The sequence below is a fragment of the Pseudomonas sp. 5P_5.1_Bac1 genome, from assembly GCF_025466015.1.
In the GTDB taxonomy this organism is placed as follows: Bacteria; Pseudomonadota; Gammaproteobacteria; order Pseudomonadales; family Pseudomonadaceae; genus Aquipseudomonas.
Map to the genome: position 1 here is coordinate 98530 of NZ_JANLNX010000055.1, position 15869 is coordinate 114398.

General features: G+C 63.6%; 19 protein-coding genes and 2 pseudogenes. 9 read left to right on the top strand and 12 right to left on the bottom strand.

What is annotated here, in order from left to right:
• Window positions 1-147: 147 nt before the first annotated feature.
• From ftsY to rpoH, 4 genes are all read left to right on the top strand, one after another.
• Window positions 148-1575 carry a signal recognition particle-docking protein FtsY gene (gene ftsY, locus NTD82_RS11685; protein WP_262128851.1) on the top strand — a complete coding sequence of 476 codons (1428 nt, stop codon included), beginning with the start codon at window positions 148-150 and terminating at the stop codon, window positions 1573-1575.
• Window positions 1572-2243 (top strand): cell division ATP-binding protein FtsE, encoded by a 672-nt coding sequence (gene ftsE / locus NTD82_RS11690; RefSeq protein WP_095156349.1) that lies wholly within the window; start codon window positions 1572-1574, stop codon window positions 2241-2243. The genes ftsY and ftsE overlap by 4 nt, the downstream gene beginning before the upstream one ends.
• A complete protein-coding gene (gene ftsX, locus NTD82_RS11695; RefSeq protein ID WP_262128852.1) occupies window positions 2240-3268 on the top strand; it encodes a permease-like cell division protein FtsX in 1029 nt (342 codons plus the stop codon). The genes ftsE and ftsX overlap by 4 nt, the downstream gene beginning before the upstream one ends.
• A 113-nt stretch (window positions 3269-3381) precedes the next feature.
• Window positions 3382-4236 carry an RNA polymerase sigma factor RpoH gene (gene rpoH, locus NTD82_RS11700; protein WP_095156347.1) on the top strand — a complete coding sequence of 285 codons (855 nt, stop codon included), beginning with the start codon at window positions 3382-3384 and terminating at the stop codon, window positions 4234-4236.
• A 70-nt stretch (window positions 4237-4306) separates the two neighbouring features.
• On the opposite strand, the gene mtgA is transcribed toward rpoH, so the two are convergent.
• On the bottom strand, window positions 4307-5008 hold the full coding sequence (mtgA, locus tag NTD82_RS11705) for a monofunctional biosynthetic peptidoglycan transglycosylase (protein WP_262128853.1): 702 nt from the start codon (window positions 5006-5008) through the stop codon (window positions 4307-4309).
• 69 nt (window positions 5009-5077) lie between these two features.
• On the opposite strand from mtgA, the gene NTD82_RS11710 reads away from it, so the two are divergent.
• The 4 genes from NTD82_RS11710 to trmB all read left to right on the top strand — a co-directional run bounded on the left by NTD82_RS11710 (window position 5078) and on the right by trmB (window position 7330).
• Window positions 5078-5449: a DUF423 domain-containing protein gene (locus NTD82_RS11710; RefSeq protein ID WP_095156345.1), complete on the top strand. Its 372-nt coding sequence runs from the start codon at window positions 5078-5080 to the stop codon at window positions 5447-5449.
• 102 nt (window positions 5450-5551) lie between these two features.
• Window positions 5552-5752: a sulfur carrier protein ThiS gene (thiS, locus tag NTD82_RS11715; RefSeq protein ID WP_095156493.1), complete on the top strand. Its 201-nt coding sequence runs from the start codon at window positions 5552-5554 to the stop codon at window positions 5750-5752.
• A gap of 48 nt (window positions 5753-5800) precedes the next feature.
• Window positions 5801-6595, top strand: a complete 795-nt coding sequence (locus tag NTD82_RS11720; protein WP_065758185.1) for a thiazole synthase — start codon at window positions 5801-5803, stop codon at window positions 6593-6595.
• Between the two features lie 9 nt (window positions 6596-6604).
• Entirely contained in the window at window positions 6605-7330 is a 726-nt protein-coding gene (trmB, locus tag NTD82_RS11725; RefSeq protein WP_262128855.1) for a tRNA (guanosine(46)-N7)-methyltransferase TrmB, read from the top strand.
• A gap of 111 nt (window positions 7331-7441) precedes the next feature.
• Here the strand turns inward: trmB and NTD82_RS11730 are convergent, their stop codons facing one another.
• The 9 genes from NTD82_RS11730 to NTD82_RS11770 form a co-directional block, all read right to left on the bottom strand.
• Entirely contained in the window at window positions 7442-7768 is a 327-nt protein-coding gene (locus tag NTD82_RS11730; protein WP_095156343.1) for a DUF3392 family protein, read from the bottom strand.
• Between the two features lie 9 nt (window positions 7769-7777).
• A complete protein-coding gene (hemW, locus tag NTD82_RS11735; protein ID WP_262128856.1) occupies window positions 7778-8992 on the bottom strand; it encodes a radical SAM family heme chaperone HemW in 1215 nt (404 codons plus the stop codon).
• Window positions 8989-9585 carry an RdgB/HAM1 family non-canonical purine NTP pyrophosphatase gene (rdgB, locus tag NTD82_RS11740; protein ID WP_095156341.1) on the bottom strand — a complete coding sequence of 199 codons (597 nt, stop codon included), beginning with the start codon at window positions 9583-9585 and terminating at the stop codon, window positions 8989-8991. The genes hemW and rdgB overlap by 4 nt, the downstream gene beginning before the upstream one ends.
• Window positions 9582-10016: a DUF4426 domain-containing protein gene (locus tag NTD82_RS11745; protein WP_262128857.1), complete on the bottom strand. Its 435-nt coding sequence runs from the start codon at window positions 10014-10016 to the stop codon at window positions 9582-9584. The genes rdgB and NTD82_RS11745 overlap by 4 nt, the downstream gene beginning before the upstream one ends.
• Window positions 10017-10040: 24 nt before the next feature.
• On the bottom strand, window positions 10041-10661 hold the full coding sequence (metW, locus tag NTD82_RS11750) for a methionine biosynthesis protein MetW (protein ID WP_095156339.1): 621 nt from the start codon (window positions 10659-10661) through the stop codon (window positions 10041-10043).
• A gap of 7 nt (window positions 10662-10668) precedes the next feature.
• Window positions 10669-11808: a homoserine O-acetyltransferase gene (locus NTD82_RS11755; RefSeq protein ID WP_262128858.1), complete on the bottom strand. Its 1140-nt coding sequence runs from the start codon at window positions 11806-11808 to the stop codon at window positions 10669-10671.
• 148 nt (window positions 11809-11956) lie between these two features.
• A complete protein-coding gene (locus tag NTD82_RS11760; RefSeq protein WP_095156337.1) occupies window positions 11957-12547 on the bottom strand; it encodes a YggT family protein in 591 nt (196 codons plus the stop codon).
• Window positions 12548-12557: 10 nt separating this feature from the next.
• Entirely contained in the window at window positions 12558-13376 is an 819-nt protein-coding gene (proC, locus tag NTD82_RS11765; RefSeq protein WP_095156336.1) for a pyrroline-5-carboxylate reductase, read from the bottom strand.
• A 38-nt stretch (window positions 13377-13414) separates the two neighbouring features.
• Window positions 13415-14101, bottom strand: coding sequence for a YggS family pyridoxal phosphate-dependent enzyme (locus NTD82_RS11770; RefSeq protein WP_262128859.1), 687 nt, complete (start codon window positions 14099-14101; stop codon window positions 13415-13417).
• Between the two features lie 67 nt (window positions 14102-14168).
• Here NTD82_RS11770 and NTD82_RS11775 point away from each other — a divergent pair, with 67 nt between their 5' ends.
• Complete coding sequence (locus NTD82_RS11775) at window positions 14169-15203, top strand: type IV pilus twitching motility protein PilT (RefSeq protein ID WP_262128860.1); 1035 nt, start codon at window positions 14169-14171, stop codon at window positions 15201-15203.
• Here NTD82_RS11775 and NTD82_RS11780 read toward each other — a convergent pair.
• Together NTD82_RS11780 and NTD82_RS29290 are read right to left on the bottom strand one after the other, a co-directional pair.
• Window positions 15200-15634: pseudogene (locus NTD82_RS11780) on the bottom strand (C40 family peptidase); the annotation flags it as partial. The gene NTD82_RS11775 and the pseudogene NTD82_RS11780 overlap by 4 nt on opposite strands.
• A gap of 95 nt (window positions 15635-15729) precedes the next feature.
• Window positions 15730-15826: pseudogene (locus tag NTD82_RS29290) on the bottom strand (peptidase P60); the annotation flags it as partial.
• Window positions 15827-15869: the final 43 nt, after the last annotated feature.

The following is a 15869-nucleotide window of genomic DNA, read 5'->3' on the forward strand; positions in this document are numbered from 1 at the left end:
CATGCCTGTCGAGGATGTCGCCGCAAAGGCCCCTCGACAAAATAGACGACGCGCACGAACGAGCCGGATTTAAAAGAGTCTCTTCTGCGTTAAAAGAATTCTGACGCGCCAAGCAGGCGCATCGCCACCCTGAGATAGCCGTCTTCCATGTTTGGTTCCAACGACGACAAGAAAACGCCGGCTGCGTCCGGCGAAAAGAAAGGCCTGTTCGGCTGGCTGCGCAAGAAGCCCCAGCAACCTGTTGTCGAACAGCCTGAAAGCCCCGCCCCGATCGCTCCCGAGCCCGCTCCCGCCGTAGTGCCGGAGCCTCAGGTCAGCGCGGCGCCGGCCATCGCCCCTGAAGTGCTGGCTCCGGTTGCGCCTGAAGCGCCGCTCGCCGCGCCGTCCAGCCTGGTGCTGCCGGTGCCGGAAGAGCCGGTCGCGCTGGTGCCTGACCTTGAACCCCACCAGCCGCCAGTCATTCCCGAGCGGGCGGTTGAAGTCATTCATGTCGAGCCTGAGCCGCAACCCGCGCCAATCCCGCAACCCGAGCCCGTCGCGCCGGTCGTCGAGCCTGCTCCGGTGGTTGTCGCTGCGGCTCCTGCTCCGGTGGTCGAAGCGGTTGTCGAGCCTGCGCCAGCCCCCGCGCCTGTGGAAGAAGCCAAGACCGGCTTCTTCTCCCGCCTCAAGCAAGGCCTGTCGAAGACCAGCGCCAGTATCGGCGAGGGCATGGCCAGCCTGTTCCTCGGCAAGAAGGCCATCGATGACGACCTGCTTGATGAAATCGAAACCCGTCTGCTGACCGCCGACGTCGGTGTCGAGGCCACCTCTCTGATCGTGCAGAACCTGACCCAGAAAGTCGCCCGCAAGCAACTGGCGGACGCCGACGCACTGTACAAATCGCTGCAGGACGAACTGGCCGGGCTGCTCAAGCCGGTGGAGCAACCGCTGCGGATTCAGTCGCAGAACAAACCGTTCGTCATCCTGGTGGTTGGCGTCAACGGCGCCGGCAAGACCACCACCATCGGCAAGCTGGCCAAGAAGCTCCAGCTCGAAGGCAAGAAGGTCATGCTGGCTGCCGGCGACACCTTCCGTGCCGCGGCGGTGGAGCAGTTGCAGGTCTGGGGTGAGCGCAACAACATCCCGGTCATCGCCCAGCACACCGGCGCCGACTCGGCCTCGGTAATCTTCGATGCCGTGCAGGCCGCCAAGGCCCGTGGTGTCGATGTGCTGATCGCCGACACCGCCGGCCGCCTGCACACCAAAGACAACCTGATGGAAGAGCTGAAGAAGGTTCGCCGGGTGATTGGCAAGCTCGACGCCGATGCGCCACACGAGGTGCTGCTGGTACTCGACGCCGGTACTGGCCAGAACGCCATCAACCAGGCCAAGCACTTCAACCAGAGCGTCGAACTGACCGGCCTGGCCCTGACCAAGCTGGACGGCACCGCCAAGGGCGGGGTGATTTTCGCCCTGGCCAAGCAGTTCGGTCTGCCCATTCGCTATATTGGCGTAGGTGAAGGCATCGACGATCTGCGCGCGTTCGAAGCAGAATCCTTCGTTAAAGCACTGTTTGCCGAGCGGGAGCACCCATGATTCGATTCGAACAGGTCGCCAAGCGTTACCCGAATGGTCACGTTGGCCTGCATGAGTTGAGTTTTCGGGTACGGCGGGGCGAATTTCTGTTCGTGACCGGTCACTCCGGTGCCGGCAAGAGCACCCTGTTGCGCCTGCTGCTGGCCATGGAGCGTCCGACCAGCGGCAAGTTGCTGCTGGCCGGCCAGGATCTGGGCCAGATCACCAATGCGCAGATCCCGTTCCTGCGCCGCCAGATCGGCGTGGTGTTCCAGAATCACCAGTTGCTGTTCGACCGTACCGTCTTCAATAACGTTGCCCTGCCATTGCAGATCCTCGGCCTGTCCAAGGTCGAGATCGCCAAGCGGGTCGATTCGGCACTGGAGCGGGTGGCGCTTTCCGACAAGTCCGCGCTGTTCCCCGGCGACCTGTCCACCGGCCAGCAACAGCGGGTCGGCATCGCCCGCGCCATCGTTCACCGCCCGGCATTGCTGCTGGCGGACGAACCCACCGGTAACCTCGACCCGCGCCTTGCCGCGGAGATCATGGGTGTTTTCGAAGATATCAACCGCCTGGGCACCAGCGTGCTGATCGCCAGCCACGACCTGGCGCTGATCGCGCGTATGCGCCATCGCATGCTGACGCTGCAGCGCGGCCGCCTGATCGGCGATGGGGAGGCCGGGCAATGAGTGCGACACGCAGTCCAAAAGTATCCGAACGGGTAGCGCCGAAGCCGGCCGACGCGCAACCGGAGAAAAAGAAGAAGGGCCATGACGATGACGACGGCCCGGATTTCCGCACCCTGCTGCATGCCTGGCTGGAAAGCCACCGCGCCAGCCTGGTGGACAGCCTGCGTCGCTTGGGCAAGCAGCCGATCGGTAGCTTCTTCACCTGCCTGGTCATGGCGGTGGCACTCAGCCTGCCGATGGGCCTGTCGCTGATCCTGAGCAATATCGAACGGCTGGGCGGCTCCTGGCAGCGCGCCGCGCAGATTTCCCTGTACCTGAAGCTGGACGCCAGCGCCCGTGATGGCGAGGCCCTGCGCGAGCAGATCAAGACCCTGCCAGGCGTGGCCGATGCCGAGTACGTGAGCCGCGAACAGGCGCTCAATGAATTCCAGCAGCAGTCCGGTCTGGGCGAAGCGCTGCGTGAACTGCCTGACAACCCGTTGCCCGGTGTGGTGGTGGTGACCCCGGCGGAAGTCGATAAAGCCACCCTCGAAGCTTTGCGTCAGCGTTTGTCGGAGCTGCCGCGTGTTGAGCTGGCGCAGCTCGATCTGGTCTGGGTAGAGCGGCTGGCGGCGATCCTCAAGCTGGGTGATCGCTTCGTCTTTGGCCTCACCGTTCTGCTGGTGTCCGCGCTGTTGCTGGTGATCGGTAACACCATTCGCCTGCATATCGAGAACCGTCGCACGGAAATCGAAGTCATCAAGCTGGTCGGCGGAACCGACAGCTATGTGCGTCGCCCCTTTCTTTATATGGGTGCGTTGTACGGGCTGGGCGCGGGGATTCTGTCGTGGGGCGTGCTGGCATTCGGGCTGAACTGGCTGAATGACGCGGTGGTCGACCTGTCAGGGCTGTATGGCAGCGATTTCGCCCTGGCGGGCGTGCCGTCTGCCGATGGTCTGTCGCTCTTGCTTGGTGCGGTACTGTTAGGGTATATCGGTGCATGGATCGCGGTGGCCCGGCATCTGAGTGAGCTGGCACCACGATAGTGTCTTTTTGCTGGTATTGACTCTTTTGGTTTTCAGGGAACTTGTTTAGCGGTTTCCGGTCAATGTTGGCAGTGCCCATGGGCACGAGTTTAGTGAGTCGGAGGTTTTTTCGTATGACCACTTCGTTGCAACCTGCTTACGCCTTGGTTCCGGGTGCGAACCTGGAGGCCTACGTACATACGGTGAACAGCATTCCACTGCTGACCGCCGAGCAGGAGCGTGAACTGGCCGAGAGTCTCTACTATGAGCAGAATCTTGAGTCCGCTCGGCAAATGGTGCTCGCGCACCTGCGCTTCGTTGTACACATCGCCCGCAGCTATTCCGGCTACGGGCTGGCCCAGGCCGACCTGATCCAGGAAGGCAACGTCGGCCTGATGAAAGCAGTCAAACGCTTCAACCCGGAAATGGGCGTGCGTCTGGTGTCCTTCGCGGTGCACTGGATCAAGGCCGAGATCCATGAGTTCATCCTGCGCAACTGGCGGATCGTCAAGGTTGCGACCACCAAGGCGCAGCGCAAGCTGTTCTTCAACCTGCGCAGCCAGAAGAAACGTCTGGCCTGGCTGAACAACGACGAAGTGCATCGCGTCGCCGAAAGCCTGGGTGTGGAGCCGCGGGAAGTCCGCGAGATGGAAAGTCGCCTGACCGGCCAGGACATGGCCTTCGACCCGGCTGCCGAAGCCGATGACGACAGCGCCTTCCAGTCGCCAGCCAACTACCTGGAAGACCACCGCTACGATCCGGCTCGCCAACTGGAAGATGCCGACTGGAGCGACAGCTCCTCGAACAACCTGCACGAAGCATTGCAGGGCCTGGACGACCGTAGCCGCGACATCCTCTATCAGCGCTGGCTGGCCGAGGAAAAGGCCACGCTGCATGACCTGGCGGCCAAGTACAGTGTTTCGGCGGAGCGTATCCGCCAACTGGAAAAGAACGCGATGAACAAGGTGAAAGCCCTGATCGCAGCCTGATTTTCCAGGTGTCAGAAATAGAAAGCCCGACTCGAAAGGTCGGGCTTTTTTATTGGCTGTAGGGCCTAAATCATCGCCCCTGCAACTGCTCCAGATAACTGTCGCCACCCAACTGCCCCATTTGCTGCCGAATCCACCCGGCCCGCCGCGCTACATAGCTACTTGGCCGGCTGGCACTCCAGTTACGCGGGTTGGGCAGTACGGCGGCGAGCAGGCTGGCCTGCTGGCGCGACAACCGACTGGCGTCGACGCCGAAGTGATGGCGAGCCGCGGCCTGGGCGCCAAACACGCCGTCGTCCCATTCCGCACTGTTGAGGTAGACCTCGAGGATCCGCTCCTTCGACCAGAGCAATTCGATCAGCGCGGTAAACCAGGCTTCCAGCGCCTTGCGCAGCCAGCTTCGGCCGGACCAGAGAAACTGGTTCTTGGCCACCTGCTGGCTCAGGGTGCTGGCGCCGCGGAGCGTGCCGCCGCGTTCGTTGTGCGCCAGCGCGGCCTGGATGGCCGTGAAGTCGAAGCCCCAATGACTGGCGAATTTCTGGTCTTCGCCGGCGATGACCGCCACTTTCAGCTCATCGGAGATCCGTTCCCAAGGCTCCCAGTCGCGCTGCAAGTCGATGGGCTGGCCGTCGAACCAGGATTCGATCTTGCGCTCGACCATCAGCGCCGTACCCGGCGGCGGCACCCAGCGAAAGATCAGCACCAGCAATACGCTGCCTCCGGCGAACCAGAGCAGGGCACGAGCGAGTCGTCGAAATACGGATGACAGCATGGTGATGGCTTGGCCGCGGCGGATGAGCGGGTCATTATACAGGCCCTGTGCACCCCAAGGAGTTGTTCCATGCTTCGTAGCTTCCTGATGCTTGCGGCGTTCTTCGGCTTTACCGGCGTGGCCCTCGGCGCCTTCGCCGCCCACGGACTCAAGGGCCGGCTGACCCCTGAATACCTGGCGATCTTCCACACCGGCGTCACCTATCAACTGGTCCACGCGCTGGCGCTGATCGGCGTCGCGGTGCTCAGCGTGCACCTGCCGGGACGGCTGGTGAACTGGGCCGGCGGTCTGTTTGGCCTCGGCATCCTGCTGTTCTCTGGCAGTCTGTACCTGCTGACCCTGAGCGGTATCAGCAAGCTCGGCATCATCACGCCATTGGGCGGAACCGCCTTCCTCGCCGGCTGGTTGTGCCTGGGTCTGGCGGCCTGGCGGATGAACTGACTCGCGGGTCGAAAATCGTGACGAATGGTGTCGCCCGGCCTTGGGTTCGGGCGCGGATCGGCGCTAGAATGCGGGCCCCTAAAAATAATGGCGGCCGTGCGCATGCGCATTCAACTGAACGGTGAACCCTTCGAATTGCCCGACGGCGAAAGCGTCGCGGCCCTGCTGAGCCGGCTTGACCTGGTTGGGCGTCGGGTGGCGGTCGAACTGAACCTGGACATCGTGCCGCGCAGCCAGCACGACAGCACCGCGTTGAGCGAAGGCGACCAGGTGGAAGTTGTCCACGCCATCGGCGGCGGCTAGGCCCCCGCGCTTCACCTGCAAGTCCCTCAACCTTCAAGAGGATTACCGATGAGCAACGTTCGTAGCGACAAGCCCTTCACCCTGGCCGGTCGTACCTTCCAGTCGCGCCTGCTGGTTGGCACCGGCAAGTACCGTGACATGGAAGAAACCCGCCTGGCCATCGAGGCCTCGGGTGCCGAGATCGTCACCGTCGCCGTGCGCCGGACCAACATCGGCCAGAACCCGGGCGAGCCGAACCTGCTCGACGTACTGCCGCCAGACCGCTACACCATCCTGCCGAACACCGCCGGTTGCTACGACGCGGTCGAAGCCGTGCGCACCTGCCGCCTGGCGCGTGAACTGCTCGACGGCCACAACCTGGTCAAGCTGGAAGTCCTGGCCGACCAGAAAACCCTGTTCCCCAACGTGATCGAAACCCTCAAGGCCGCCGAAGTGCTGGTCAAGGACGGTTTCGACGTGATGGTCTACACCAGCGATGATCCGATCATCGCCCGCCAACTGGCCGAAGCCGGCTGCATCGCGGTCATGCCGCTGGCTGGTCTGATCGGTACTGGCCTGGGGATCTGCAACCCGTACAACCTGCAGATCATCCTCGAAGAAGCCAAGGTGCCCGTGCTGGTGGACGCCGGTGTCGGTACCGCTTCCGACGCCACCATCGCCATGGAACTGGGTTGCGAGGCGGTGCTGATGAACTCGGCGATTGCCCACGCGCAGCAGCCGATCATGATGGCCGAAGCCATGAAACACGCCATCGTCGCCGGCCGCCTTGCCTACCTGGCCGGCCGCATGCCGAAAAAACTCTATGCCAGCGCCTCGTCGCCGCTGGATGGCCTGATCAAGTAAGAGCCTCTGATGACTGAATCGCAAGAATCGCCGATCGCCGCCGAAGGCGAAGAGCGCCAACACCGCCGTATCAAGAGTTTCGTGATGCGCGCCGGTCGCATGACCGAAGGCCAGCAACGCGGCCTGGACCAAGGCGGCCCGCTGTTCATCCTGAAGCTGGCCGACAGCCCGGTCGATTACGACCAGGTGTTCGGCCGCTCGGCGCCACGCACCCTGGAGATCGGTTTCGGCATGGGGCACTCCTTGCTGGAGATGGCCGCCGCCGCGCCGGATCAGGACTTCATCGGTGTCGAAGTGCACCGTCCGGGTGTCGGCGCACTCCTCAACGGTGTGCTGACCCAGGGCCTGAAGAACCTGCGGGTGTATGACTGCGATGCCATCGAGGTGCTGAACACGTGCGTCGCTGACGGCAGCCTCGATCGCCTGATGCTGTTCTTCCCTGATCCGTGGCACAAAAGCCGTCACCACAAACGCCGCATCGTCCAGCCGGAGTTCGCCGAACTGGTGCGTCGCAAGTTGAAGGTGGGCGGTGTATTCCATATGGCGACCGACTGGGAACCGTATGCCGAATACATGCTGGAAGTGATGAATGTCGCGCCGGGTTATCGCAACCAGGCGGCGGATGGCACCTATGTGCCGCGTCCTGAAGAACGCCCGATCACCAAGTTCGAACGCCGTGGCGAGCGATTGGGGCACGGGGTTTGGGATTTGAAGTACGAGAAACTGGCTGACTGATGTAGCGGGACCGCTGTGCGGTCCTTCGCGAGCAAGCTCGCTCCTACTGGTCTCGAATACACCGGACCTTTAGGCGCGAGCTTGTCGAGGCGACGAGGCGTCGCGATTGCTTTATCCCCGCCGATCAGCCACCACGCCGATCAACACCAGCACCACCAGCAACACCGGCGCCAGCGCGTAGTTGTTGAACTGGCCCAGTCCCTTCACCACCCACGGGGTGGCATAGATCAGCGCAGCGCCGCTGCCGATCAGCACCAGCAGGGCCATGAACGGCACCCGCAAAGCCCCGGCCAGGCCGCCGAGGCGTCCTTCGACCCAGCTTTTGATATCGGTGCCGAACAGCACCAGCAGGCAGCCGACCAGCGCCAGCGAGATTTCCGACAGGTTGCTACGGCTCCAGCGGGAGATGGTTGAGAGCAGGTCGAGTACCAGGTCCATGCGCTTTCCTTAGGTCAAGAAGTACTGCAACAGGTCGTTGAGGAACAACTGGCCGCGTGCAGTGGCGACCAGTCGCGTCGGTTCGACTTGTAAAAGGCCTTTTTGTTCTGCTTCCCGGCGCGCCGCGGTGAGTTGTTCCAGTGGCAGCCCGGTTCGCTGGCTGAACAGCACAGCGTCGACGCCGTCGGTCAGGCGCAGGGCGTTCATCAGGAATTCGAAGGGCAGTTCATCCACCGGTAGCAGCTTTTCGCCGGCCTTGAAGGCCTTGGCCGGGTTCAGGTAGTCCTTGGGCAGACGGGTTTTCCAGGTGCGCAGAATGCGGCCGTCCGGGTGGCTGAGCTTGCCGTGCGCGCCCGCGCCGATGCCGATGAAGTCGCCGAAGCTCCAGTAGTTCAGGTTGTGCCGGGCCGCCCGTCCGGCCTGGGCGTAGGCGGAGACTTCGTACTGGTGGAAGCCGTTTTGCGCGAGCAGGGCCTGGCCGGCTTCCTGGATATCCCAGAGGATGTCGTCTTCCGGCAGCACCGGCGGCTGGTTCCAGAACACGGTGTTCGGCTCCAGGGTCAACTGGTACCAGGACAGGTGCGTCGGGCCGAGGTCGATGGCTTGTTGCAGGTCGGCCAGGGCGTCGTCCAGCGATTGGTCCGGCAGCCCGTGCATCAGGTCCAGGTTGAAGTTGTCGAACCCGGCATTGCGCGCCATGGCGGCGGCGCGGATCGCTTCGTCGCCGTTATGGATGCGGCCGAGCGCTTCGAGCTTGGCCTGCTGGAAGCTCTGGATGCCGATGGACAGCCGATTGATGCCCAACTGCCGGTAAGCCTTGAACTTCTCTTGTTCGAAGGTCCCCGGGTTGGCTTCGAGGGTGATCTCGATATCGCTGGCAAACGGAATGCGCTGCTCCACCCCGACCAGCAGGCGGCCCAGCGCCTTGGCGCTGAACAGGCTGGGCGTGCCGCCGCCAAAGAAGATCGAGCTGATCGGCCGGCCATATACGGCGTGCAATTCCTGGTCGAGGTCGGCCAGCAACGCGTCGACGTAGGCCTCTTCAGGCAGCTCGGGGGTGGCGGCGTGGGAGTTGAAGTCGCAATACGGGCATTTGCGCACGCACCACGGAATATGGATGTACAGCGCCAAAGGCGGCAGATGCGGCAAGGCCGCCCTTGGTGTTTGGGACGTGAAGCCAGCCTCGCCCAGATGCAGTGGCTGTGCCGGCGTTTTTTCGGTCATGCCAGGCCCAGACGTTGACGCAGCAGGCTCATGGCGCGGGCGCGGTGACTCAGTTGGTTCTTCTCGGCCGGCGCCAGTTCGGCGCTGGAGCATTCACGCTCCGGGACCCAGAACAGCGGGTCGTAGCCGAAGCCGTGTTCGCCGCTGGCGGCGGTCAGGATGCGGCCGTGCCACAGCCCTTCGCAGAGGATCGGCAGTGGATCATCGGCGTGGCGGACCAGCGCCAGGACGCAGACGAACTGCGCGCCACGTTCGGCTTCCGGGACATCTTTCAGAGCGTCCAGCAGCTTGGCGTTGTTCGCCGCATCGCCCTTGCCGTCGGCATAGCGCGCCGAATAGATGCCGGGTGCGCCGCCGAGGAAGTCCACCGCCAGCCCCGAATCGTCGGCCAGTGCCGGCAGGCCGGAGATGCGCGCGGCATTGCGGGCCTTGAGGATGGCGTTCTCGACGAACGACAGGCCGGTTTCTTCCGGCTCGACGCTGCTGAATTCACCGATGGAGCGCAGTTGCACGGTGTCACCGAGCATGGCCTGCAGTTCCTTGAGTTTGCCGGCGTTGTGGCTGGCCAATACGAGTTGCTTGATGTTCATCATTCGCCTGGGAAGACTTCCTGGTTGAAGCTGAAGGTGTTGTTGGCGTCGCCCGAGCCGACCGTGATCGAGAAGGTCAGGGTTTCCGGCTGGTCCACCGGGAACTGGGCCAGGTAATAGACGGCGCCCTGGTCGCTGACCTGTTTGAAGCTCAGGTTGTTCTTGCGGCTGGTCAGGTCACTGACGGTGCCGCTGACGTTCGCGGGGCCCGGCTTGCCGGCCTTGAGCACGGCAATATTGAGCACGCCCTGGTTCTTGCTGCGTACCAGCCCGCTGGCCTGCGCCGTTTGGGGCTGCAGGAATGTGGAGTTGAAGACGCTGTAATGCACGGTGACATCGCCGAAGACTTCCTTGCGCTCCGGTTTTGCGGCATCGGCAGCCAGCACTGGCAGGGCCAGGCACAGGCTGAACAGAAACATGGCTAGGCGACGCATGATCGTATCCTCTGATTGGGCGAATTAGACCGCGACCTTGTGCTCCTGCAGGCCGGGGCTGCTTACACGATAAATGCCGATTTCCCCTAAAAGATTAGGCCAAAGCCGGCCGCCCCATCCGTTGCGGTGACGATTGTCCACCGCCAGGCGGTTGAGGACCTGCGCACGGCGTTCGCTGCACAGCGCCTCGAAGTCTTCGAAGGTGCAGAAATGGATGTTCGGCGTGTTGTACCAGGTATACGGCATGAAGTCCGAGACCGGCATGCGACCCTTGGTCGCGAGGTACCAGCGGCAGCGCCAGTGGCCGAAGTTGGGGAAGGTGATGATGCACTGGCGGCCCACCCGCAGCATTTCGTCGAGGATCCGGTCCGGGTACTCCACGGCCTGCAGGGCCTGGGTCATGACCACCACGTCGAAGCTGTTGCTGGCGAAGTTGCCCAGGCCCTTGTCGAGGTCCTGTTCGATGACGTTGACGCCCTTGGCCACGCACTGGGCGATATTGTCGGCGTCGATTTCCAGGCCATAGCCCGCGACCTGCTTGGTGTCGCGCAGCGAAGCCAGCAGTTCACCGTTACCGCAACCGAGGTCGAGCACGCGGCTGCCGGCGGGGATCCAGTCCTGGATGATTTCCAAATCGGCTCTCATGGATTCCTCAGCAGACGATGCGGTTCATGTAGTTGGAGAAACCCTGGATGTAGCGCGGGGTCGGGATCAGGAAGGCGTCGTGGCCGTAAGGCGAGTCGATATCCAGGTAGCAGACGTTTTTCCGCGCGGCGATCAGGGCGTCGACGATTTCCCGCGAGCGGGCCGGGGAGAAGCGCCAGTCCGTGGTGAAGGACATCACGCAGTAGTCCGCCGTGACATGGGCCAGGGTCGCCGCGAGGTCGCCGCCGTGGCTGGCGGCCGGGTCGAAGTAGTCCAGCGCCTTGGTCATCAGCAGGTAGGTGTTGGCGTCGAAGCGGCCGGAGAATTCCTCGCCCTGGTAGCGCAGGTAGCTTTCGACCTGGAACTCGACACTGTGGAAGTCGTAGTTGAGCTTGTCGCTCTTCAGTTCGCGGCCGAATTTCTCGCCCATGGAGTCATCGGACAGGTAGGTGATGTGGCCCACCATGCGGGCCAGCATCAGACCGCGCTTGGGGATCACGCCCTGGTCCTGGAATGAACCGCCGTGGAATTCCGGGTCGGTGAGGATGGCCTGGCGTGCCACTTCGTTGAAGGCGATGTTCTGGGCCGAGAGCTTGGGTGCCGAGGCGATGTCCAGGCAGTGGCGCACGCGGTCCGGGTAGGTGATGGTCCATTGCAGTGCTTGCATGCCGCCGAGGCTGCCGCCCACCACCGCCGCCCACTGGTGGATGCCGAGCCGGTCGGCCAGGCGCGCCTGGCTGTGCACCCAGTCTTCCACCGTCAGCACCGGGAAGTCGGCGCCGTAGGGCTTGCCGGTCGCCGGATTGACGCTGCTCGGGCCGGTACTGCCGTTGCAGCCGCCGAGGTTGTTCAGGCTGACCACGAAGAAACGGTTGGTATCGATGGGCTTGCCGGGGCCGATGCAACTGTCCCACCAGCCGGGCTTGCGGTCGTCGGCGCTGTGGTAGCCGGCGGCGTGATGGTGACCGGACAACGCGTGGCAGATCAGCACGGCGTTGCTGGCACTGCTGTTGAGCGTGCCGTAGGTTTCGTAGACCAGCTCGTAGGAGGCCAGGGCGCGACCGCAGGCCAGGGCCAGGGGCTCGTCGAACTGCGCCAGTTGCGGTGTTACCAGACCGACCGAATCTTCGGGAAAGACAGTGGACATCGACCCTGCTCACATCTGAATGAGGCGTAAGTCTAAAGACCACCGGAGTGGGCGGCAAGCAATGTGCCGGGGGTTGCGGGAATCGATACCGGGCCCGGCGCCACGGGTGTTCGTGGCGCGGGCCTGGCGGGTGTCGCTGACGCTACGATCAGACCAGCCGACGCAACACTTCGGGCATGAGGGTCATGGCCGCGAGGTTGTTGATGACCAGCATGTCGAGCAGCTTGAGCGCCATGAACGCCAGGATCGGCGAGATGTCCAGGCCGCCCAGGTTCGGCAGGATGCGGCGGAACGGGGCGAGGAACGGGTCGCAGATCTGGTTGATCAGCTCGGCGCCCGGGTTGTGGCTGCCTGGCGCGACCCAGGAAAGGATCACGCTGATGATCAGGGCGTAGAAGAAGATGTTGAGGAACAGCGCGGTGACCCCGATCAGCGACCAGATCAGCAACTGCAAAGGGTTGCCGATGGTGCCGTAGAGCAGCATCAGGATCGCGCCCATCAGCGCCATCTGTACGATGATCGCCAGCACCAGCGAAGACATGTCCAGGCCGAACAGGCTCGGGATGATCCGGCGCATGGGTTTCAGCAGCGGCTGGGTGGCGCGCACGGCGAACTGGCTGAGCGGGTTGTAGAAGTTCGCGCGGACCAGTTGCAGGATGAAGCGCAGCATGATGATCAGCAGATAAAGACTGCCGATGGTCTGCAGGATGAAAATTGCAGCGGTACTCAGTCCGATCATTTCACGCTCCTTAGTTGCCCAGTTGTTCGGCCATTTCCGCCGAACGATGTGCCGCGGCGCCCAGCGCCTTCTCTACCAGTGCTTCGAAACCATCAGCCTGGAACGATTTGATTGCCGCTTCGGTGGTGCCGTTGGGCGAGGTGACCCGGCGGCGCAGCTCGGCGGCGTCGACATCGCTGGACACTGCCATGTGCGCGGCGCCCAAGGCGGTTTGCAGGGTCAGCCTGGAGGCGGTTTCTCGCGGCAGGCCGAGTTTTTCGCCGGCGGCGGTCATGGCCTCGATCAGCAGGAAGAAGTACGCCGGGCCGCTGCCGGACACGGCGGTGACCGCGTCCAGTTGTTGCTCGCTGTCCAGCCACAGGGCGATGCCCACCGCCGAAAGCAGTTGCTCGGCTTGCTCGCGTTGCTGTGCGCTGACTTCGGCGGTGGCGTACAGGCCGCTCACGCCCTGGCGCAGCAGTGCCGGGGTGTTGGGCATGCAGCGAACGATCGGCTGCGCACCGAGCCAGTTGTTCATGCTGGCGCAGGTGATGCCGGCGGCGATGGAGACCACCAGTTGCTCGGGTTTCAGGCTTGGCTTCAAGGCTTCGCAGACCGCTTTCATGGCCTGCGGCTTGACCGCCAGTACGACAACGTCGGCGCCTTCGACGGCGCTGGCGTTGTCTGCGAACAGTTCGATGCCGTGTTCGGCGTGGATTTTCGCCCGTTGCTCGGCGCCCGGGTCGCTGGCGCGGATCTGCGCGGCTTCCAGGCCCTGGGCGCGCAGGCCGCCGATCAGGCTGGCGGCCATGTTGCCTGCGCCGATAAAGGCAATACGAGTCTTGCTCATGTCAGGTCCTTGATAGAAGAAGGTGAAAGGTGCATGGATCAGGCCTGGCCATAGTCGCGGGCGCCGAACAGCGCGGTGCCGATGCGGACCCAGGTCGCGCCTTGGGCGATGGCGCTTTCCAGGTCATGGCTCATGCCCATGGACAGGGTGTCGAGGCCCAGTCCGAGGCTGTCTTGAAGGTCCCGCACGCGGGCGAAGGCGGCGTCTTGCGCGGCGCGGTCGTCGGTGGGTTCGGGAATGGCCATCAGGCCGCGCAGGCGCAGGTTCGGCAGCGCGGCGACGGCGGCGGCCAGGGCCGGCAGGTCTTCGGGCGTGCAGCCGGACTTGCTGTCCTCGCCGCTGACGTTGACCTGCAGGCACAGGTTCAGCGGCGCCAGGTTGGCCGGGCGTTGTTCCGAGAGGCGTTGTGCGATTTTCAGTCGATCCACCGAGTGTACCCAGTCGAAATGTTCGGCAATGGCGCGGGTCTTGTTCGACTGAATGGGGCCGATGAAGTGCCAGGTCAAGGGCAGGTCGGTCAATTCTTCCTGTTTGCCGAGTGCTTCCTGAAGGTAATTCTCGCCGACATCGCGCACGCCGGCGGCGAAGGCTTCACGCACGGCTTCGGCGGGTTTGGTCTTGCTCACGGCCAGCAACTGGATGCTCGCAGGGTCACGTCCGCAAGCCGCGGCGGCGCCCTGGATGCGCCCGGCAAGCGTGGAAAGGTTGTCTGCTATGGTGGACATGGATTCGATGCCAGCGGGTCATTGGGTCCGGGGCATTCTACCCGCTTGTCAGTCTTTGGGGAGTCTTATGGAAATGACCGGGCTGTTGGCCCTGGCGCTCAGGGAGAGCGCTTCCGATCTGCACCTGGCGGCTGGCCGGGTGCCGAATATTCGTGTGGATGGGCAGATGCGTCCATTGGATCTGCCGCCTCTGGAACCGGCGACGATGCGGGCGCTGCTTGCGCAGATCATGACTGAACGGCAGCAGCGCGAGTTCGAGGAGCGCCGCGACCTGGACTTCGCCGTGGCCTTGCCGGACACACCGCGTTGCCGGGTGAATGCCTTCGAACAATTGCATGGCGCCGGGGCGGTCTTGCGTTTGCTGCCGGAGCGGGTGCCGAGCCTGGAACAACTGGGGCTGGGAGAGGCGTTCAAGCGGTTGGTGGACGTCGACTCCGGGCTGGTGCTGGTCACCGGGCCCACCGGGTCGGGCAAGTCCACCACCCTGGCCGCGCTGGTGGAGCATCTGAATCGCCAGCGCGCCTTGCACATTCTCACGCTGGAAGACCCTGTCGAGTTCATCCATGAGCCGCTGCGCAGCCAGGTCAATCAGCGTGAAATCCACCGCCACAGCCTTGGTTTCGCCCAGGCCTTGCGAGCGGCGCTGCGTCAGGACCCGGACGTCATCATGCTCGGCGAACTGCGCGACCTGGAAACCATCCGCCTGGCCCTGACCGCTGCGGAAACCGGGCATCTGGTGCTGGCGACGCTGCACACGGCGTCGGCGGTGAAAAGCATCGACCGCATCGTCGATGTCTTCGCCGGCGAGGAAAAGGCGATGGTGCGCAGCTTGTTGGCCGAGTCGTTGCGGGCTGTGGTGTCGCAAGTGCTGGTGCCGCGAGCGGCAGGCGGGCGGGTCGCCGTGCAGGAGATCCTGGTGGCGACCCCCGCTGTGCGCAACCTGATTCGCGAAGGCAAACAGGCGCAGTTGTATTCAGCGATGCAGACCGGCGCGGGACAGGGGATGCAAACCCTGGACAGTTGTCTTCAGGGGTTGCTGGCGCGAGGAGACATCAGTGGGGAGTGTGCCCGGGCGAACATGCGTTCGCCCTCGGCCTTCTAGCGTTTGGCCAGGCGCAACTGTTCTTGCTGTTGCGGCAGTACGCGTTTGGCCACCACGTAGCGTTTGTCCCAGTACGGCTTGTTCAGCGTGTCGATGGTGACGCGCTTGCCGGTACGCGGGGCATGGATGAAGCGGTCGTTGCCGAGGTAGATGGCAACATGGTTCACCCGGCGGCTCTTGATGTTGAAGAACAGCAGGTCACCCGGCTTGAGGTCGCTGCGTGCGACTTTCACGCCGTGGTCGCCATTGGCCATGGCGTTGGAGGTGCGCGGCAGGTCTACTGCGTCGATATCGTTGAAGGCGTACTTGACCAGGCCACTGCAATCGAAGCCCTTGCCCGGGGTGCTGCCGCCCCAGCGATAAGGCGTACCCAACTGGTTGACGGCGCGGCTGAGCACGTCACTGCTCTGGCTCGGCGGCATCTGTGCCACCGTCTGCGAGGTGCCGTGGTTGCGGCGCGAGTGCTGGGGCTTGCTGGCTACGCTCTTGGTAGAGCGGGTGGCCGTGGAATGGGCGGTCGATCCGGAAAAGCCGGTGGGAAGACGTTGCTCACGGTTGGTGGCGTGGGCGGCCAGTGGCAATAATAGGCAAATAGTTAGCCATGTCTTGAAAAATGAACGCATTAGGCAGGGCTCTTGTTGGTGTAGGCGCGCAACTTTATAACAG